Source organism: uncultured Granulicatella sp. (assembly GCF_963521425.1).
Classification (GTDB): domain Bacteria; phylum Bacillota; class Bacilli; order Lactobacillales; family Aerococcaceae; genus Granulicatella.
The window spans coordinates 113,434-130,361 of sequence record NZ_CAUQUN010000001.1; the positions used below are offsets into that span (position 1 = coordinate 113,434).

The window sequence follows — 16,928 nt, forward strand, 5'->3', positions numbered from 1 at the left end:
TTACCTACCAATAATAAAGGTTAACTCCGCTTCACACACAACTTTACCATCTACAAAGGCTTTTGCTTTACCAATTCCTGCATATTCTTTTAATTTAAGGATATCCACTTGAAGGGTTAAAACATCTCCTGGTGTTACTTTTTTTCTAAATTTCACATGATTTAAACCACCTAAATATGCGGTTTTTCCTTTAAAACTTTCTAATGATAATAATGGAATTGACCCAGCTTGTGCTAAAGCTTCCACAATTAAAACTCCTGGTAATACAGGTTCTCCAGGAAAATGTCCTTGGAAAACATGCTCATTATACGTTACATTTTTAGTAGCCACTACGTGCTCACCTGGAATTAATTCTTCTACTCGGTCAATATATAAAATTGGAAAACGATTTGGAATTAATTTCATTACATCTGTTACTGTCATTACACTCATAATAACCCTCCTAATTTTTCTTAATAGCAAATAATTCTTGCCCGTAATCTACCATTTGTCCATTTTCTACAAGTATTTCTACAACTTCACCAGAAATTTCTGCAGTAATTTCATTCATAATTTTCATGGCTTCAATAATACATACTGGTTGTCCAACTTGAACTTTATCTTGTACTTGAACAAAAGTAGAATCATCTGGAGATGGTGCTAAATACACAATCCCCACAATTGGACTTTTAATATATTGTAAATCTTCTTTTACAACTGCTTCTTGAACTTCAGGAGCTGTAGTGACTACCGTTTCAGAAATAATTTCTTTTGTAGGTACCACTACTACTGGCTTCTCTTCAATCGTTTCAACAACTTGTTTAGAACCACTTACTGGATAGTTTTCTCGTTTTGAAAGTTGAAGATCTACTCCTTCTTGTTGTAAATGTAATTCCATTAAACTTGAATGATCGAATAACGAAACAATAGCTTTTAAATCCTCTATATTCATACATTATCCTTTCCACTTCTTGAAGCATAAAACTGCATTATGTCCACCGAATCCTAATGAATTACTAATGGCAACATTTACTTCTTTTGCAACACCTGTTAGTGCTGTTACATTTACAGAACATGCTTCATCTTGTTCTTTCACATTAATTGTCGGCGGAATAAAGTCCTCTCCAACCGCTTTAATACATGCAATGGCTTCAATAGCTCCTGCAGCACCTAATAAATGTCCTGTCATCGATTTAGTACTTGAAACATGTACATGATCTGCAGCATCTTTTAAAGCATAACGAATTGCTGTTACTTCAGAAGAATCATTTGCAGGAGTACTTGTTCCATGAGCATTAATATAATCTACATCACTTGGAGATAATTGCGCTTCATTCAAAGCCTGTAAAATTGCTTTTCCTGCACCACTACCATCTGGTGTAGGAGCAGTCATATGATAAGCATCAGCTGTTGCTCCATAACCAACGATTTCAGCATAAATCGTTGCTCCTCTTTTTTGAGCATGTTCTAAACTTTCTAAAACAACAACTCCTGCACCTTCCCCCATCACAAAACCATTACGATTTTTATCAAACGGAATGGAAGCTGCATTTGGATCTTGGCTATTACTTAATGCTGTTAAAGCAGCAAATCCTGCAATTCCAATTTCACAAATCGTTGCTTCTGAACCACCAGCTAAAATGACATCAGAATAACCGTGCTTAATATTTCTGAAAGCTTCACCAATCGCATGAGTCCCACTTGCACAAGCTGTTACAATCGAAGTACAAATTCCTCTAGCTCCTGTTTTCATTGAAATATTTCCAGCAATCATATTCCCAATTGTCATCGGAACAAATAATGGAGCAACTCTTGTTGGACCTTTGTCATGCATTTTGATGATCTGTTGTTCCATCGTTGGTAAACCACCGATACCAGAACTTACAATGACACCAAAACGGTCAAAATCCGTATTTTCATGAGTAATTCCACTATGTTCAACTGCTTGTAACGCTGCCGCAATTCCATATTGGCAAAATAAATCCATTCGCTTTGCTTCTTTTCGGTCCATATATAAAGTAGGATCAAATCCTTTTACTTCTGCAGCTACATGAACATCAATATCTTTCGTATCAAATTTTGTTATGAAATCTATTCCATTTTTACCATTTTTCAATCCATCCCAAAAACTGGCAATATCATTTCCTAATGGTGTAATAGCACCCATTCCTGTAATGACTACTCGATTCATGTTTTTCCTCCTTTACATATATAAACCACCGTTAATTTGTAATACTTGTCCTGTCATATATTTTTGTTCGGCTAAATATAAACAAGCTTCAGCAATATCTTCAACTGTTCCAAATTTACGCATTGGAATTTGTTTTTCCCATTCTTTGCGAATTTTTTCTGGAAGTGCTTGTGTCATTTCAGTATCAATATATCCAGGTGCGATAGCATTAACTGTAATTCCTCTTGAACCAATTTCTTTTGCTACTGATTTCGTTAAACCAATAATTCCTGCTTTACTTGCAGCATAATTGACTTGACCAGCATTACCAGATATACCAACAATACTTGTCATATTAATAATACTTCCCGATTTTTGACGTACCATGTATGGACTAGCAAAACGAATTAAGTTGAAACAACCTTTTAAATTAACATCAATGACATCATCAAAATCTCTTTCTTTCATTTTTAACACTAATCCATCACGAGTAATTCCAGCATTATTAATTAATACATCTATTTTTGAATACTTCTCAATCGTTTGTTCCACTAAACTTTCAGCAACCTCAAATTTTGAAATATCACCAACAACACTTAGAACTTCTCCTGGATATGGAGTAAATAGCTCTAATACTTCTTGATCAATTTCTGAAGTCGCATTTAGGACAATATTAGCCCCTTCTTTTGCAAAAGCTAATGCAATGCCTAATCCAATTCCTCTTCTACTTCCCGTTACAACGACTGTCTTATCGATAAATTTCATATATTCTCCTCTTTCATTCTACGTAATTCTTGTACTGTTTGATCCAATTGTTTGATTGATTCCGTTTGAAGTACAGTTACTTCGATTGAATGACTTTTGGCAATTTGTTTAATCATTTGAGATAAACTTTTTCCAGGTCCAATTTCTACAAACACTCGTACACCTTGTTCTAACATCCATTCAACATTTTGTTTCCATTTAACAGAATGAGTGATTTGTTGTGTCAATATGTCTGCTTTAATCGGAATAGAATGTTGTACTCCAGTCACATTACTTAATACTGGAATACTTGGTATTTGAAACGAAATTGTTTTTATAAAGTCATTAAATTTTTCTGCTGCTGGATTCATTAATTCTGTATGAAAAGCTCCACTTACGGGAAGAACAATCGCACGTTTTGCTCCTTGCTCTTTCAATTTTTCTACTGCTATTTCAACAGCATCCTTTTTTCCACCGATTACTAGTTGTCCTGGTGTATTATAATTGGCAGGCGATACTAATAATCCATGTTCTTGTAATTCTTTACATACCTTTTCAATGACTTCATCTTCTAATCCCAAAATAGCAGCCATTGTACCAGCATTTTGATTAGCTGCCTCTTGCATCCATTCTCCTCGTTTTGAAACAAGCGTCAATGCTGATTCATAACTTAATGCACCACTTGCCATTAATGCACTATATTCCCCAAGAGATAGACCGGCAACGATATCTGGATGAAATCCTTCTTCCTCAAGAAACCGTAAAATAAGTTTAGAAACAAATAATAATAAAGGCTGTGTATATTTTGTTTCATGAAGCTTCGTAGAATGTTCATCTTCTAATAATTCTAATACTGAAAAATCTAATACTTTTTGTGTTTGTTCTAATAAATTTTGACCCTTAGGATTATCTAGAAACTCTAACCCCATTTGAGTTTTTTGACTTCCTTGTCCTGGGAAAATAAAAGCCGTTTTCATAAGCACTCCTTATACTTTGAAGTTCAAAATAAATTTTGTGTAAAAAAAATTAATCTTCAAAACGTTTCATTTGTTCTTGAATCGTTTTTATTGAATCTCTCATTAATTCTTCAATAATTTCTTTACAAGTTTCTTCTTTTTGAATTAAACCAGCAATTTGTCCTGCCATCATCGATCCCATTTGAGTATCTCCTTCAACAACTATTCGTCTAAGAGCTCCTTTTCCAATAGCCTCTAATCGTTCGAAATCAGGATTTTCTTTACTTGTTTCTTCTTTTTCTGCTTGTAAATAAATTTTTGTTAATTTGTTTCTTAATACACGAACTGGATGTCCTGTAATTTGACCAGTAATTACTGTATCAATATCTTTTGCTTTAATCACTGCTTGCTTAAAGTTATCATGAGCAGTAGATTCTTTTGCAACTAAAAATCTAGTTCCTAATTGAACAGCTTCAGCACCTAACATCAATGCAGCTGCCATCCCACGGCCATCACCAATACCACCAGCTGCGATAACAGGGATATTTACAGCATCGACTACTTGAGGTAATAAAGCAATGGTAGTTGTTTTACCAATATGTCCCCCTGCTTCCATTCCTTCAATGACGACAGCGTCAGCACCAGCTTTTTCCATACGTTTTGCTAAAGCTACAGAAGCTACTACTGGGATGACAATAATACCAGCAGCTTTAAATTTATCCATATATTTTCCTGGATTTCCAGCACCAGTACAAACAACTTTTACGCCCGCTTGGCAAACCACATCTACTACTTCATCTACGAAAGGACTTAATAGCATGATATTAACTCCAAAAGGTTTATCCGTTAATTGCTTCATTTCATCAATAAATCCTTGTACAACTGGACCAGGAGCATGACCACAGGCAATAATTCCTAGCCCACCTGCATTGGATACTGCACTTGCTAAAGATGGATTTGCAACCCAAGCCATTCCACCTTGAATAATAGGATACTGGATACCAAGTAATTGACTAATTTTTGATTCCATATAACTCATCCCTTATTATTTTTCTGCTAATTGATTATCAACATATTTTACTAAATCTTCTACAGTTTCTAATCCATCTTCTGTATCGATTTTTACATCAAATTCATCTTCAATATCATTAATGATTTGGAATAAATCTAAGCTATCTGCTTCTAACTCATCTTTTAAGCTAGTTGATAATTGTACTTCTTCTTTTTCTTTTCCTAATTGATCTGTAATAATTTCTTGAATTTTTTCGAATGTCATGTTTGTTTCCTCCAAATAATTAAATTGTTATTATCATACTTCCCCAAGATAATCCGCCACCAAAGCCACTTAGTAATAATGTTTGACCACTACCAATCGTGACCAATTGATTTCGAACTAATTCATCTAGAAGAATTGGAATACTTGCTGCCGAAGTATTTCCTACACTAGCTAGATTTGTTGGGAATTTTTCGATTGGTTGTTTTAATTTTTTTGCAACTTGTTCAATTAATCGAACATTTGCTTGATGAAGTACATATAAATCTACATCATCAGCACTCATTTGAGCTTTTTCTAGAGTTTCTGAAATATTTTTTGGAACTTCCCTTGAAACGAGTTCAAAAACTCCTCTACCATCCATTCTCATTGTGGAAATTGTATGTTGTTCCAATCTTTCTCCACAAACTAACGCATCTCCTTTTTGGCCATCAGAACGTAAAGTTTCAACAAATAAGGTTGTATCATCTGTTTTTTCTAATAAAACAGCACCTGCTCCATCGCCAAATAAAATAGCTGTAGAACGATCTTTCCAATCTAAAACAGATAACATAGTTTCAGCACCAATGATTAAACCGTATTTAGAACGACTTGCTGAGAGCATCTTAATGCCAGTAGAAAGAGCAAAAACAAATCCTGCACAAGCTGCACTAATGTCAAATGCAAATGCATTAGTGGCGCCAATTGCTCCTTGAACTTTTGCTGCACAAGAAGGGCTCATAGAATCAGGAGTCATTGTTGCTACGATGACAAATTCAATTTCTTCTGGATGTATTGCAGACTCTTCTAAAAGCTTTTGAGCAGCTTTTATCGCTAAATCACTTGTTGTTAACTCTCTAGCATAACGTCTTGATTGAATTCCAGTTCTTTTTTGAATCCATTCATCTGTAGTATCTAATTGAAGCTCCCAATCTGCATTTTTTATTTCATGAATTGGTAGGTAAGAACTTGTATGAATCACTTTTACAGTGGACATCAAATCTCTCCTTTTTGAACTTCAGCTTTGGCTTCGTGTAAAAAGTTATATAAATTATGAAGACCTTTTACCAAAATAGCCATTTCTTCCTCGTTCATTCCTTCAATCGTACGTTTCACTAATTTTTCATGAAACTTACGATGTAATCGATACAAGAGGCGACCTTTACTTGTTAAACCTAATCTAACAATTCGTCGATCTTTTGCATCTTTTAAGCGTTCAACATAACCTTTCTTCACTAAAGCATTAACTGCTACCGTTAGCGTCCCAACTGTCACATTTAATGTATTGGCAACTTCTGTTGTCGTGAATTCATGGTACATGCCAATTGCTTCAATTGCATGCATTTCTTTAATGGATAAATCTTTAAATTGGCTTTGTGCCAATGAAGATTCTTCAATGTCTAGCATTTGGTTAAAGACGTCTACCAAATACTCATTAATTTTCTCTAGAGTTGTTTCCATTTCTTTCTCCTAATTAGTTTGAATATCAAATCATTTGATATTCAAACTATACTAAATAATACTTTGAATGTCAAACATTTTTTTGCAAAAAAAATTTCTCTTTCATTTCTATGAATTTGAAAGAGAAATTTTCATGATTATTCAATTGGTGCAACTATTAACCTTAATGCATGTAATAGCACTACTACAGTACTTCCTTCATGAAGAATAACTCCAAGAGTTAAATCACTCCAACCAAGGAAGTTTAATAACACTAATACGATTACAATCAATAAAGAAAAAATTAAATTCTGCTTTGTAACAGTCATCATTAATTTTGAAACTTTGTGTAATGTTTTTAAAGAATCTAATTGACTATTCATTAATACAATATCACTAGATTCCATTGCAACATCCGTTCCTTTTCCCATTGCAATCCCAACTTCTGCATTCACTAATGCTGGTGCATCATTAATACCGTCTCCTACCATTGCAATTGTTGGATATTTTGTTGACCATTCTTTTAAAGTATTTGCTTTTTCTTCTGGTAATACATTGGCTCTTACTTCATCCACTTCTAATTCATTAGCAATTGCCTCAGCGGTTTGAATAGAATCTCCCGTTAAAAGCATCGTTTGAATATTTTCTTCTTTAAAATAATCAATTACTTGTTTTGCCTCTTCTTTCGGAGTATCTAAAAGGGCTACTGCTCCAACTACTAAATAATCCTCACTTAAAACTACAACTGTTTTTCCTTCATTCATCCACTGCTCAACAATTGCTGTATATTTTCCTAATGTAGCAAAACTAGAAGGTTTTCCAACTCGATACGTATGATTTCTGTAAGTTGCTTCTAATCCAATTCCTACTTTTGGTGTAACAGATAATGAGTAAGTACGATAAGCTAATCCAGATTCTACGATTGCAAAGGCTAATGGATGATTTACTTTTTTCTCCATCGATACAAGAATGGAATATAATTCAAATTCACGATTTTTATCCATCGCTTTGGCCACAACTTTCGGTGTTCCGTTTGTTAGTGTACCAGTTTTGTCAAAAGCAATCGCTTCAACTTCAGACATTTTTTCTAAAGAAGCTCCAGATTTAATAAAGATTCCTTTTCTAGATAAAGTAGAAATAGCAGCTACTGTTACGGGTGTAGCACTAGCCGCTAGTGCACATGGAGATACAGCAATTAAATAAACCATTCCACGATAAAAAGCTGTTAAGAAATCCCAGTTTAAAAATAGAATTCCGATTGCTAACACAACTGGGAATAAAGCTAATACAATTGTGACATAGACTGGTTCCCATTTTTTTAAGAAACTACCTGTACGAGTTAATGATTGACCGGCTTCTTGCACTAAAGTAATAATCTTTCCAAGTACACTATCTTGTTGTTTTTTTGTAACCTTAACGAGCAGTGTTTGGGTTAAATTTAAAGTTCCAGCAAACACTTCACTTCCTACTTCTTTTTCAATTGGAATTGATTCTCCAGTTACAGAAGCTTGATTAATAGAGGACATTCCTTCAATAATTATTCCATCTGCTGAAATTTGACTTCCATTCAATACTTGAATAATATCTCCAATTTCTAAAGAAGAAGCATCTACTTCTTCAAAGTGTCCATGATTCATTTTTTTCAACGCTAATTTTGGTTGTAATTGTAATAATTGAGTCATATCTTTACGACTTTTCTTTTCTACATATTCTTCAAGTGAATGGGCGATCGTAAAGATAACAATTAGCATTGCTGCTTCTTCAAATTTCCCAATAAAAATCGCACCAAGTGCAGCAAGAGTCATTAGTAAATGAACATTTGGTCGAAACTTTTTAAATTGCTTTGTTTCCTCAATAGTATCCATAATTCCTTCAGTAATGACTTCTTTCCCAATACAAGCAATTGTTAAAAGGAATAAGGTATTTGATATCCAAGCTACACTACTTTCTAAAAACAATGCTAATACAAACATACCAATTGCAAGAGCCCAACGCTGCCAAGAAATTTCATGATGATGATGACCGGAACAATGACCACAATGACCATGAGAATGATGGTGAAAATCATGATCGTGACTATGATGTTCACACTGCTCATGAGAATGATGGTGAAAATCATGATCGTGACTATGATGTCCACTGTGTTCATGAGAATGATGATGAGAATCATGATCGTAACTATGATGTTCACCGTGTTCATGAGAATGATGATGAGAATCATGATCATGACTATGATGTTCACCGTATTCATGAGAATGATGATGAGAATCATGATTGTAACTATGATGTCCACAAAGATCATGAGAATGTTCTTCATGATGATGTATTTCTTCATTTGTTTTTTGATTCAATAATTGTTTCCATTTTAGTTTAAAAACTTCCATAAATTCTTCTAAAGCTTTAAATCGATGTTTCATACTCCACAACCTTTCTTACTGAATCTATTATACATGAAGATTCAAGTTTCAACAAAAAAAGAAATGACTTTTTCTAGCATCCTTTACTACTTAAAAAAGTCACATTTTAAACGTTTATACATATCCATGGGAATAAAAAATGACTTATCATAATAGCAATAGTAATAGAAGCCAATCTGGCTTCTATTACTGGAAAATTTGAGACCTTAGGCTCAAATTTTAGCCATGAGATTCGCATAGCGAAACTGCTGGCGTCCGTTTGCTATTATATTTATAAGTCAAATAAAAATATAAATATTAATCTAACAAAGCACTCAAATCAATGGTATCTAATGTCATTTCCGTTGAAGTTTGAGCCATAATCGACTCATAATCAAAATAATCATTAATCGTTAATTGATTCAACTGATAAATTTGCTCAAATAAATTTTCAGGCTTCTGCTTCTTCCAACGATAAGTCACAAAATATGTGGCAATATCATAACTAGAAATCGATTCATATCCCTGAGTAATAAATTCAATAATTTTATAACTTAACCAAGGACGAAACTTTTCCATTAATTCTTCTTGCTTATTCATGGTCGCTATTAGTAGCTGCCACTACTGAACCTTCTTCTACTTCTCCAGCTGTTGGAACAACATGATGAATCGCACGACGTTCAAATGTTAAATAAACACCATCACAATCAATTTCAACTGTTTGATCTACTGTATCAATATAATGGACAACTCCATGTAAGCCCCCAATGGTAACAACATGATCCCCAGCTTTCAAAGCATTCATTTGCTCTTGTAATTTTTTAGTACGCTCACGATTTTTACGACCAAAGAACCACCAAGCTCCTCCTAGTGCAACAATATAAAGTAACATTAATGCTAATTGACTCATTTTCAACACTCCTTCATTTAATGTATTACTACTGTATCAAATTTTTCCTAAGAATACTAGAAATTACGAGCATTTTCTTTATTAAATCCATATTCTTCGAAAAATGCTTCTCTAAATTCTAGTAAATTATCATCCATAATAGCTTGACGTACTTGTTTCATTAAGTTTAATAAGAAGTATAAATTATGATAACTTGTTAAACGTAAGCCAAATGTTTCATCTGCTTTAAATAAATGACGAATATACGCACGAGAATAATTACGACATGTGTAGCAATTACATTTTTCATCGATTGGACGGAAATCACGTTCATATTTCGCATTTTTAACAACAAGACGTCCTGCACTCGTCATACAAGTACCATTTCTTGCAATACGTGTTGGAAGTACACAGTCAAACATATCAACTCCACGAATCACTCCATCAATTAATGAGTCAGGTGAACCTACTCCCATTAAATAACGTGGTTTATGAGACGGAATCAATGGTGTCACATAGTCTAATACTTCATTCATTTCTTGTTTCGTTTCCCCTACAGATAGTCCACCAATCGAATATCCTGGGAAATCTAGAGAAATCATATCTTTAGCGTGATCCAAACGTAAATCTTTGTATCCTGCCCCTTGTAAAATTCCAAATAAAGCTTGAGTTTCTGGAGATTTATGAGCTTTCAATCCACGTTCTGCCCATCTAGTTGTACGAGCAATGGAATTTTTCACATAATCATGTGTGTGATGGAAATCAGGACACTCATCAAAACTCATAATAATATCTGCTCCAAGTTTATTTTGAACATCAATTGAAATTTCTGGAGATAAAAATAATTTTGATCCATTTAAATGGTTTCTAAAATGTACGCCCTCTTCTTCAATTCTTCTCATATCACTTAAAGAAAATACTTGGAAACCTCCTGAATCTGTTAAGATTCCTTTTTTCCAATTCATAAAATTGTGTAATTTTCCTGCTTCATCTACAATATCCGCACCTGGACGTAACCATAAGTGATAAGTATTACTTAAAATAATATTGGCTCCCATTTCATCTAATTCTTCTGGTGACATTGATTTTACAGTTGCTAATGTACCTACAGGCATAAACATTGGAGTTGGAAAAGTACCATGTGGTGTAATAATTTCTCCAAGACGAGCACCTGTATGTTTTTCTGTTTTAATTAAACGATATGTTACAGCTGGTTGTGTCATTTTTACTTTCCTTTCTTTTAATAGTTAACTCTATAACTGTATCTTACTATGTTCTATTTGTCCAATATTTTCTCTACATTCAAATTAAAAAGACATAACAATTCCTTAATATGGAATCGCTATGTCTAAAAAATTATGATTATCAAATCTTTTTCTTTTTAAAGTATTTTAACTTTATTTCTTTATTCCTAATAAATGTTACTTTCTATCATGAGGAGGCATTCCTTGCTGATGATTAAATCCTCTAGCATCATTTGGAGGTCCCATCATCATTGAATTTTTGATTTCTGATTGTTTTTCCCCATTTATTGTAATATCACCACCTGTATAAACGGCAGTTCCATCAAAATCAAATCCTGATTGACCAACTAATTGAATAGTCCCTCCTGTTACTGTAATATTACCGTTTGAATCAATACAATCCGTATCTCCTTCTCCTACTTCTACAAATAAGTTTCCACCATTCATTGTAAAAGATATCTCATCTTGACTCACATTTGCATTTGCTGCATTGACACCATCATCACTTGCATAAACTTTAATATCTCCACCTTGAATCGTAATAGTTCTTCCTTCAATTCCTTCTGTTGAATTTTCAATGACATAAGTTCCACTTTCGATTACTAAATTACCAGAAGCATGAATGCCGTCATCTCCAGCGTTAATGGTCATCGTATTATCTGATAAAAACATATTTCCAACTGAAAGGTCTTCATCATTATCCACTTTCACAGCATCATTTTTTGCATCGATACTCATTTTTGTATGTGTAATATTGAATTCATCATTTACATTAAATGCACTACCAATTGCAGTTATATGATATGTCCCTCCAGTAATATGAAGTGTATCATTTGCTTTAATTCCATTATTTTTTTTAGCATCAATATTTAATATCCCATTTCCATTAATGATTAAATCAACTTTAGAAAATAAAACTGCATTCGCTTTTTCATCACTATTTTCACTAGAATCTACTAAAGTATTAGTCGTTCCATCTACTAAAGTAATGGTTACCGAATTTGCTTTTTGAACATTAATAGGTGCATTGGTATTATTCATCGTTACACCTTTTAAAATAATATGAATATCTGCTTCTTTATCTGCATCTACTTTCAATTGAAGTCCATTTGATTCTCCAGAAATAATATAAGTTCCAGCTTTTGAAATAGTTACAATAGAATCTGTTGTTGAAACTCCATCTCCTGAAACCGATACCGTATCTCCTAATAAATTAATCTTTGTAGCTGTCGTTTCATCGTATTGAGTATTGAAATCTTTATCGGAAAAATAAGTTGTATTAGTTGTTGTACTGATACTAGAATCAGTCGTTTTAGTTCTATTAGCAGTTTTTGCACCAGCTTGAGAACAAGCTGTCATCAATAATGTTGTTGATAATCCTATTAAAACGAATTGATATTTTTTTAAAGTCATATAAATCCCTCTCTTTCTTTATGAGATGAACTTATATTAATGTATCTTTTTGAATATAAAATATATACTTTATGAATTATTTATAGCATTTTTGTTAAATAAATTTTCAAAAGAAAAAACTTTTCTCTAATTAAGAGTATAACCACAATTTTGGTTAACCACACTCTTGTTATTAGAGAAAAGCTTTTACAATTATTTTTTATGCAGTTTGAATGGCACGATAACTATAGGATGGTTCTTTTAGTTTTTCATCAAATACGACATCTAAATCGTGACCTTGGAAAAACCATTCATCACCTGTTTCAACAAAATAGGTAATTCCATTTTTTTCTACGCTAACAAATGGATTATTGGGTGTATCAACTTCTACGGCTAAAGAAAAGCCTTCATGAATTGGACTACATCCATAAACTTTCCCTAAAAAACGAACACCACGTTCTTTAGAAACTCCCATTTCTTCTTCAAACCATGCTTGTGATTTTTCATCAATTGTTAATTTCATATGTCCCATCCTTTGACTCATCATTTCTTAATTCAAGTTTACCATAGTTTTAAAAATCATGCTTTTACTTTGCTTATAGGATCGGATTAGCCATAAAAGAAGTACATCCATATTTAGACAAAGCTGTAAATCCATTTGCTTCATAAAATGCAATTGTTTTTAATTCACTATCCGTTGTTAAAATAATTTGATAAACCTCATTAAAATACTCCAGTGTTTGACGAAGTAATTCTGTACCAATTCCCTGTCTTTGATACTCGGGAAGCACAATAATATCTTGAATATAGAGAATAGAATAACCATCTCCTACTGCTCTTAGAAATCCAATTAAATTCCCTTCTTCATCTCTTGCTGTAAGAATAAACAAACTATGTTCTAATGCATTTTTTAGCATTGTTGAATTACTTGTATAATTTGTCCATCCTACTGCTTCATATAATGGAAATATTTCTTCAAAAGAAACTGCATCTTTTTTCTTATACCCAATCATCCTATTCACTCCTTATCTAATACGATTGATTCAATCCATTCCCAAGCTTTTTCAACTCCTTCTCCTGTTTCAGAAGAAAATGTTAAAAATAATTCTTCCGGCGGTTTCCCAAAAGCTTTTCGAATTTGACTCACATGTTTATTCCATTTACCACGAGGAATTTTATCACATTTCGTCATAATAATTCGATAAGGAATTTCATAATACTCTAAAAACTCACGCATTTGAACATCTTCAGTACTTGGTTCATGACGGAAATCAACGAGGATTAAAACTAGTTCAAGATTTTCACGAGTTGTAATGTACTCTTCAATCATTTTTCCCCATTTTTCACGTTCTTTTTTTGAAACTTTTGCGTATCCATAACCAGGAACATCGACAAAATAAAATAAATCATTAATATGATAAAAATTTAATGTCTGAGTTTTACCCGGTTTACTAGATGTTCTAGCTAAACTTTTTCGTTGAATTAAACGATTAATAAAAGATGATTTCCCTACATTCGAGCGACCAGATAAAGCAATTTCAACTTTTTGATCCGTTGGATATTGATTTGGACCAACTGCACTAATCGTAAATTCAGCATTTGTTACTTTCATCATTATGCTCCTTCCTCTGTTGTTTGAGGATTGATTTTAACAAAGAATAGTAATCCTCCTCCAATTAAGAATAGAAGAATAAGAGAAAAAACTCCATGTAATGAATTACCCGTCATTTGCGCAGTAATTCCTAATAATGTTGTTCCTAAAATGGATGAGAATTTTCCAAAAATATTATAAAATCCAAAAAATTCATTCGCACGATTTGCAGGAATAATTTGCCCAAAAATAGAACGACTAATCGATTGTACCCCACCTTGAGCTGTACCAATACAAATCGCTAATAATAAGAAATCTGTATAAGTTTTTAATCCTGTTGCTAAAATACAAATAATAATATAAGTAGCAATTCCTAAAAACACAGTATTTTTTGAACCAATTTTCTTTGCAAGATATCCATAAATAATGCTAAATGGAAATGCTACAATTTGAACGATTAACAAAATAACAATTAAACTATTTCCATCTAATCCAACATCGGTACCTACAGCAGTAGCCATTTTAATAATTGTCCCAATTCCATCAATATAGAAGAAATAAGCAATTAAAAATAGAAACACATGCTTATGTTCACGAATATGTTTAACCGTTTCAAATAAGCGAGCAAAACTATCATATACAGGATGTTTATCATGTTCCATAAAGTGTTTTTGTTTTACATGTCTCCAAAATGGAATGGTAAAGACAAACCACCAAACCGCAGTAATAAAGAAACCAATTTTTACAATGACATCTCCAGATAATTGAGAAAATTGCATAATCACCATAAATAACACAAAAGGAATAACACTTCCAATATAACCGTATCCATAACCTGCTGCTGAAATACGGTCCATACGATCATACGTTGTTACATCCATAATCGAACTATCATAAAAAATATTCGATGCAGAAAATCCAATGGCAGAAATCGTATATAAAATTAATAAAAACATCCATTGATCACTACCAGCAAACATCATCCCTAATACAGAAAATACCCCTACCATCGTTGAAATAGTAAACATAGGATTTCGATATCCTCGATAATCTGCTAGCGCTCCTAATACTGGTGCCATTACTGCAACGACAAATGTTGCAATTGAGTTTGCATAACTTAAATAAGCTGTTGAATTAGCAGCAGTCACTCCCGCATTAGTAGTAACTGTTTTAAAGAAAATTGGAAAAATAGCTGTAGTAATCATTAATGAATACACTGAATTAGCCCAATCTTGTAAAATCCACGAAAATTCTTCTTTTGTATAACGACTTGCAAAAAACTTACGAATTGCAGACATAAAATTCCCCCTAAAATTAAGCTTTCAATAATTTTCCTTTTTTATTGTACAATTCTGGTTGTCCTTCATTTTCTACAACCTCTTTTGTCACAATTACTTTAGAAACTTCTTCTCTACTTGGAATTTCAAACATTAAATCCATCATAACAGATTCAATAATCGAACGTAATCCACGTGCACCAGTTTTTCGTTCAATCGCTTTAGATGCGATAGCATCTAATGCTTCTTGATCAAACTCTAATTCAACTTCATCCATTAAGAAAAGTTTTTGATATTGTTTTACTAATGCATTTTTAGGTTCTGTTAAAATAGACACTAAATCTTTTTGTTCTAATTTTTCTAATGCTGCAATAATTGGTAATCGTCCAATAAATTCTGGAATTAATCCAAATTTTTGTAAATCTTCTGGAATAATCATTTGCATTAAACTTTCATGCTCGCTAAAGTTTTTATTTGAAGAACCAAATCCAATGACTTTAGCTCCTAGTCTCTCCTTAACAATTGTTTCAATGCCATCAAATGCTCCACCTACAATAAATAAAATATCGGTAGTATCGATTTGAATTAATTCTTGTTGTGGATGTTTACGTCCACCTTGAGGAGGAACAGATGCAATTGTTCCTTCTAAAATTTTTAATAAAGCTTGTTGAACACCTTCACCACTTACATCACGAGTAATCGATACATTTTCACTTTTACGTGCGATTTTATCAATTTCATCAATATAAATGATTCCTTTTTGTGCACGCTCTACATCATAATCAGTTGCTTGAAGAAGTTTTAATAAAATATTTTCTACATCTTCCCCAACATATCCAGCTTCTGTTAATGTTGTTGCATCTGCAATTGCAAATGGAACATTTAATAGGCGTGCTAATGATTGAGCTAAGTAAGTTTTCCCTGAACCGGTTGGTCCAATTAAACAAATGTTACTCTTTTGTAACTCTACTCCATCGTCTTCTACTAAATGGTTAATTCGTTTATAGTGATTATAAACAGCAACCGCTAGTGCTTTTTTAGCATTTTCTTGTCCTATCACATAATCATTTAAAATTTCACGAATTTCTTGTGGTTTTGGAACTGTAATTTCTCCTTCAAAAAACTGTGTTAATAATTCTTCATCAATAATTTCCTTACATAAATCTACACATTCATTACAAATAAAAACATCTGGTCCAGCGATGATTTTTTTTACTTGATCTTGTGACTTTCCACAAAATGAACAACAGACATGTTTTGGTTCATCTTTATACAACTAAGAACCCTCCATTTCATTTTTGACACTATATATAGTAGATTAGCATATCTGACTTATTTGAACAAGGAAAGTCCATTGTGTAATAGATATTTTCCCATAAAAAAGAACAATCTTGTTTCCAAGATTGTTCTTAAATAGTTTTCGAATTAAGCTTCTACTGCAGAGTCAGTAATTAAAGCTAATGCTTTTTTCATTGAAATATCGTTTTTCAACATTTCAACTGAAACAGCTGCACGAACAGCTCCTTCTTCCATACCATATTGAGCAGCTAATTCTTTTACTTCTGCATCAACATCAGCATCAGTAACTTCAATGTTTT

The 16,928-nt window shown here is 32.8% G+C and carries 20 protein-coding genes; all 20 read right to left on the reverse strand.

Going from position 1 to position 16,928, the window contains the following annotated elements; genetic code table 11:
- Entirely contained in the window at positions 1 to 432 is a 432-nt protein-coding gene (fabZ, locus tag RWO76_RS00595) for a 3-hydroxyacyl-ACP dehydratase FabZ (protein ID WP_006702538.1), read from the reverse strand.
- Between the two features lie 10 nt (positions 433 to 442).
- Complete coding sequence (gene accB, locus RWO76_RS00600; protein ID WP_314353589.1) at positions 443 to 931, reverse strand: acetyl-CoA carboxylase biotin carboxyl carrier protein; 489 nt, start codon at positions 929 to 931, stop codon at positions 443 to 445.
- A 3-nt stretch (positions 932 to 934) separates the two neighbouring features.
- A complete protein-coding gene (gene fabF, locus RWO76_RS00605) occupies positions 935 to 2,170 on the reverse strand; it encodes a beta-ketoacyl-ACP synthase II (protein WP_314353591.1) in 1,236 nt (411 codons plus the stop codon).
- A gap of 12 nt (positions 2,171 to 2,182) precedes the next feature.
- Positions 2,183 to 2,914, reverse strand: coding sequence for a 3-oxoacyl-[acyl-carrier-protein] reductase (gene fabG, locus RWO76_RS00610; protein ID WP_314353593.1), 732 nt, complete (start codon positions 2,912 to 2,914; stop codon positions 2,183 to 2,185).
- Positions 2,911 to 3,870, reverse strand: coding sequence for an ACP S-malonyltransferase (gene fabD, locus RWO76_RS00615; protein ID WP_314353595.1), 960 nt, complete (start codon positions 3,868 to 3,870; stop codon positions 2,911 to 2,913). Before fabD ends, fabG begins: the two co-directional genes overlap by 4 nt.
- Before the next feature lie 49 nt (positions 3,871 to 3,919).
- Entirely contained in the window at positions 3,920 to 4,879 is a 960-nt protein-coding gene (fabK, locus tag RWO76_RS00620) for an enoyl-[acyl-carrier-protein] reductase FabK (RefSeq protein ID WP_006702533.1), read from the reverse strand.
- Positions 4,880 to 4,894: 15 nt separating this feature from the next.
- Positions 4,895 to 5,125, reverse strand: a complete 231-nt coding sequence (locus tag RWO76_RS00625) for an acyl carrier protein (protein ID WP_314353598.1) — start codon at positions 5,123 to 5,125, stop codon at positions 4,895 to 4,897.
- Positions 5,126 to 5,144: 19 nt separating this feature from the next.
- Complete coding sequence (locus tag RWO76_RS00630; protein ID WP_314353600.1) at positions 5,145 to 6,098, reverse strand: beta-ketoacyl-ACP synthase III; 954 nt, start codon at positions 6,096 to 6,098, stop codon at positions 5,145 to 5,147.
- On the reverse strand, positions 6,098 to 6,562 hold the full coding sequence (locus RWO76_RS00635) for a MarR family transcriptional regulator (protein ID WP_314353602.1): 465 nt from the start codon (positions 6,560 to 6,562) through the stop codon (positions 6,098 to 6,100). Before RWO76_RS00635 ends, RWO76_RS00630 begins: the two co-directional genes overlap by 1 nt.
- A 137-nt stretch (positions 6,563 to 6,699) precedes the next feature.
- The gene (locus RWO76_RS00640) at positions 6,700 to 8,958 is read right to left on the reverse strand and encodes a heavy metal translocating P-type ATPase (protein WP_314353604.1); all 2,259 of its coding nucleotides are present in this window, start codon (positions 8,956 to 8,958) and stop codon (positions 6,700 to 6,702) included.
- A gap of 297 nt (positions 8,959 to 9,255) precedes the next feature.
- Positions 9,256 to 9,537, reverse strand: a complete 282-nt coding sequence (locus RWO76_RS00645; protein WP_314353607.1) for a post-transcriptional regulator — start codon at positions 9,535 to 9,537, stop codon at positions 9,256 to 9,258.
- Entirely contained in the window at positions 9,530 to 9,847 is a 318-nt protein-coding gene (yajC, locus tag RWO76_RS00650; RefSeq protein ID WP_314353609.1) for a preprotein translocase subunit YajC, read from the reverse strand. The genes RWO76_RS00645 and yajC overlap by 8 nt, the downstream gene beginning before the upstream one ends.
- A 56-nt stretch (positions 9,848 to 9,903) precedes the next feature.
- Complete coding sequence (gene tgt, locus RWO76_RS00655; RefSeq protein WP_314353610.1) at positions 9,904 to 11,049, reverse strand: tRNA guanosine(34) transglycosylase Tgt; 1,146 nt, start codon at positions 11,047 to 11,049, stop codon at positions 9,904 to 9,906.
- Positions 11,050 to 11,247: 198 nt separating this feature from the next.
- The gene (locus RWO76_RS00660; RefSeq protein ID WP_314353614.1) at positions 11,248 to 12,483 is read right to left on the reverse strand and encodes a carbohydrate-binding domain-containing protein; all 1,236 of its coding nucleotides are present in this window, start codon (positions 12,481 to 12,483) and stop codon (positions 11,248 to 11,250) included.
- Between the two features lie 199 nt (positions 12,484 to 12,682).
- Positions 12,683 to 12,985: an iron-sulfur cluster biosynthesis protein gene (locus RWO76_RS00665; RefSeq protein WP_314353616.1), complete on the reverse strand. Its 303-nt coding sequence runs from the start codon at positions 12,983 to 12,985 to the stop codon at positions 12,683 to 12,685.
- 73 nt (positions 12,986 to 13,058) lie between these two features.
- Entirely contained in the window at positions 13,059 to 13,475 is a 417-nt protein-coding gene (locus tag RWO76_RS00670) for a GNAT family N-acetyltransferase (protein ID WP_314353618.1), read from the reverse strand.
- A 5-nt stretch (positions 13,476 to 13,480) separates the two neighbouring features.
- Complete coding sequence (gene yihA, locus RWO76_RS00675; protein ID WP_314353632.1) at positions 13,481 to 14,074, reverse strand: ribosome biogenesis GTP-binding protein YihA/YsxC; 594 nt, start codon at positions 14,072 to 14,074, stop codon at positions 13,481 to 13,483.
- A 2-nt stretch (positions 14,075 to 14,076) separates the two neighbouring features.
- Positions 14,077 to 15,351 (reverse strand): MFS transporter, encoded by a 1,275-nt coding sequence (locus RWO76_RS00680; RefSeq protein ID WP_314353620.1) that lies wholly within the window; start codon positions 15,349 to 15,351, stop codon positions 14,077 to 14,079.
- A 16-nt stretch (positions 15,352 to 15,367) separates the two neighbouring features.
- Positions 15,368 to 16,606 carry an ATP-dependent Clp protease ATP-binding subunit ClpX gene (gene clpX / locus RWO76_RS00685; protein ID WP_314353622.1) on the reverse strand — a complete coding sequence of 413 codons (1,239 nt, stop codon included), beginning with the start codon at positions 16,604 to 16,606 and terminating at the stop codon, positions 15,368 to 15,370.
- Positions 16,607 to 16,755: 149 nt separating this feature from the next.
- Entirely contained in the window at positions 16,756 to 16,923 is a 168-nt protein-coding gene (locus RWO76_RS00690; protein WP_314353635.1) for a hypothetical protein, read from the reverse strand.
- Positions 16,924 to 16,928 lie beyond the last annotated feature (5 nt).

What these genes read in the sequence shown, in the direction of transcription:
- yajC (WP_314353609.1), bottom strand. Translation starts at nt 9,847, where the DNA reads ATGAGTCAATTAGCATTAATGTTACTTTATATTGTTGCACTAGGAGGA.
- fabD (WP_314353595.1), bottom strand. Translation starts at nt 3,870, where the DNA reads ATGAAAACGGCTTTTATTTTCCCAGGACAAGGAAGTCAAAAAACTCAA.
- fabG (WP_314353593.1), bottom strand. Translation starts at nt 2,914, where the DNA reads ATGAAATTTATCGATAAGACAGTCGTTGTAACGGGAAGTAGAAGAGGA.
- RWO76_RS00660 (WP_314353614.1), bottom strand. Translation starts at nt 12,483, where the DNA reads ATGACTTTAAAAAAATATCAATTCGTTTTAATAGGATTATCAACAACA.
- RWO76_RS00665 (WP_314353616.1), bottom strand. Translation starts at nt 12,985, where the DNA reads ATGAAATTAACAATTGATGAAAAATCACAAGCATGGTTTGAAGAAGAA.
- fabZ (WP_006702538.1), bottom strand. Translation starts at nt 432, where the DNA reads ATGAGTGTAATGACAGTAACAGATGTAATGAAATTAATTCCAAATCGT.
- RWO76_RS00640 (WP_314353604.1), bottom strand. Translation starts at nt 8,958, where the DNA reads ATGAAACATCGATTTAAAGCTTTAGAAGAATTTATGGAAGTTTTTAAA.
- RWO76_RS00670 (WP_314353618.1), bottom strand. Translation starts at nt 13,475, where the DNA reads ATGATTGGGTATAAGAAAAAAGATGCAGTTTCTTTTGAAGAAATATTT.
- RWO76_RS00680 (WP_314353620.1), bottom strand. Translation starts at nt 15,351, where the DNA reads ATGTCTGCAATTCGTAAGTTTTTTGCAAGTCGTTATACAAAAGAAGAA.
- RWO76_RS00645 (WP_314353607.1), bottom strand. Translation starts at nt 9,537, where the DNA reads ATGAATAAGCAAGAAGAATTAATGGAAAAGTTTCGTCCTTGGTTAAGT.
- yihA (WP_314353632.1), bottom strand. Translation starts at nt 14,074, where the DNA reads ATGAAAGTAACAAATGCTGAATTTACGATTAGTGCAGTTGGTCCAAAT.
- RWO76_RS00635 (WP_314353602.1), bottom strand. Translation starts at nt 6,562, where the DNA reads ATGGAAACAACTCTAGAGAAAATTAATGAGTATTTGGTAGACGTCTTT.
- RWO76_RS00630 (WP_314353600.1), bottom strand. Translation starts at nt 6,098, where the DNA reads ATGTCCACTGTAAAAGTGATTCATACAAGTTCTTACCTACCAATTCAT.
- fabK (WP_006702533.1), bottom strand. Translation starts at nt 4,879, where the DNA reads ATGGAATCAAAAATTAGTCAATTACTTGGTATCCAGTATCCTATTATT.
- tgt (WP_314353610.1), bottom strand. Translation starts at nt 11,049, where the DNA reads ATGACACAACCAGCTGTAACATATCGTTTAATTAAAACAGAAAAACAT.
- accB (WP_314353589.1), bottom strand. Translation starts at nt 931, where the DNA reads ATGAATATAGAGGATTTAAAAGCTATTGTTTCGTTATTCGATCATTCA.
- fabF (WP_314353591.1), bottom strand. Translation starts at nt 2,170, where the DNA reads ATGAATCGAGTAGTCATTACAGGAATGGGTGCTATTACACCATTAGGA.
- RWO76_RS00625 (WP_314353598.1), bottom strand. Translation starts at nt 5,125, where the DNA reads ATGACATTCGAAAAAATTCAAGAAATTATTACAGATCAATTAGGAAAA.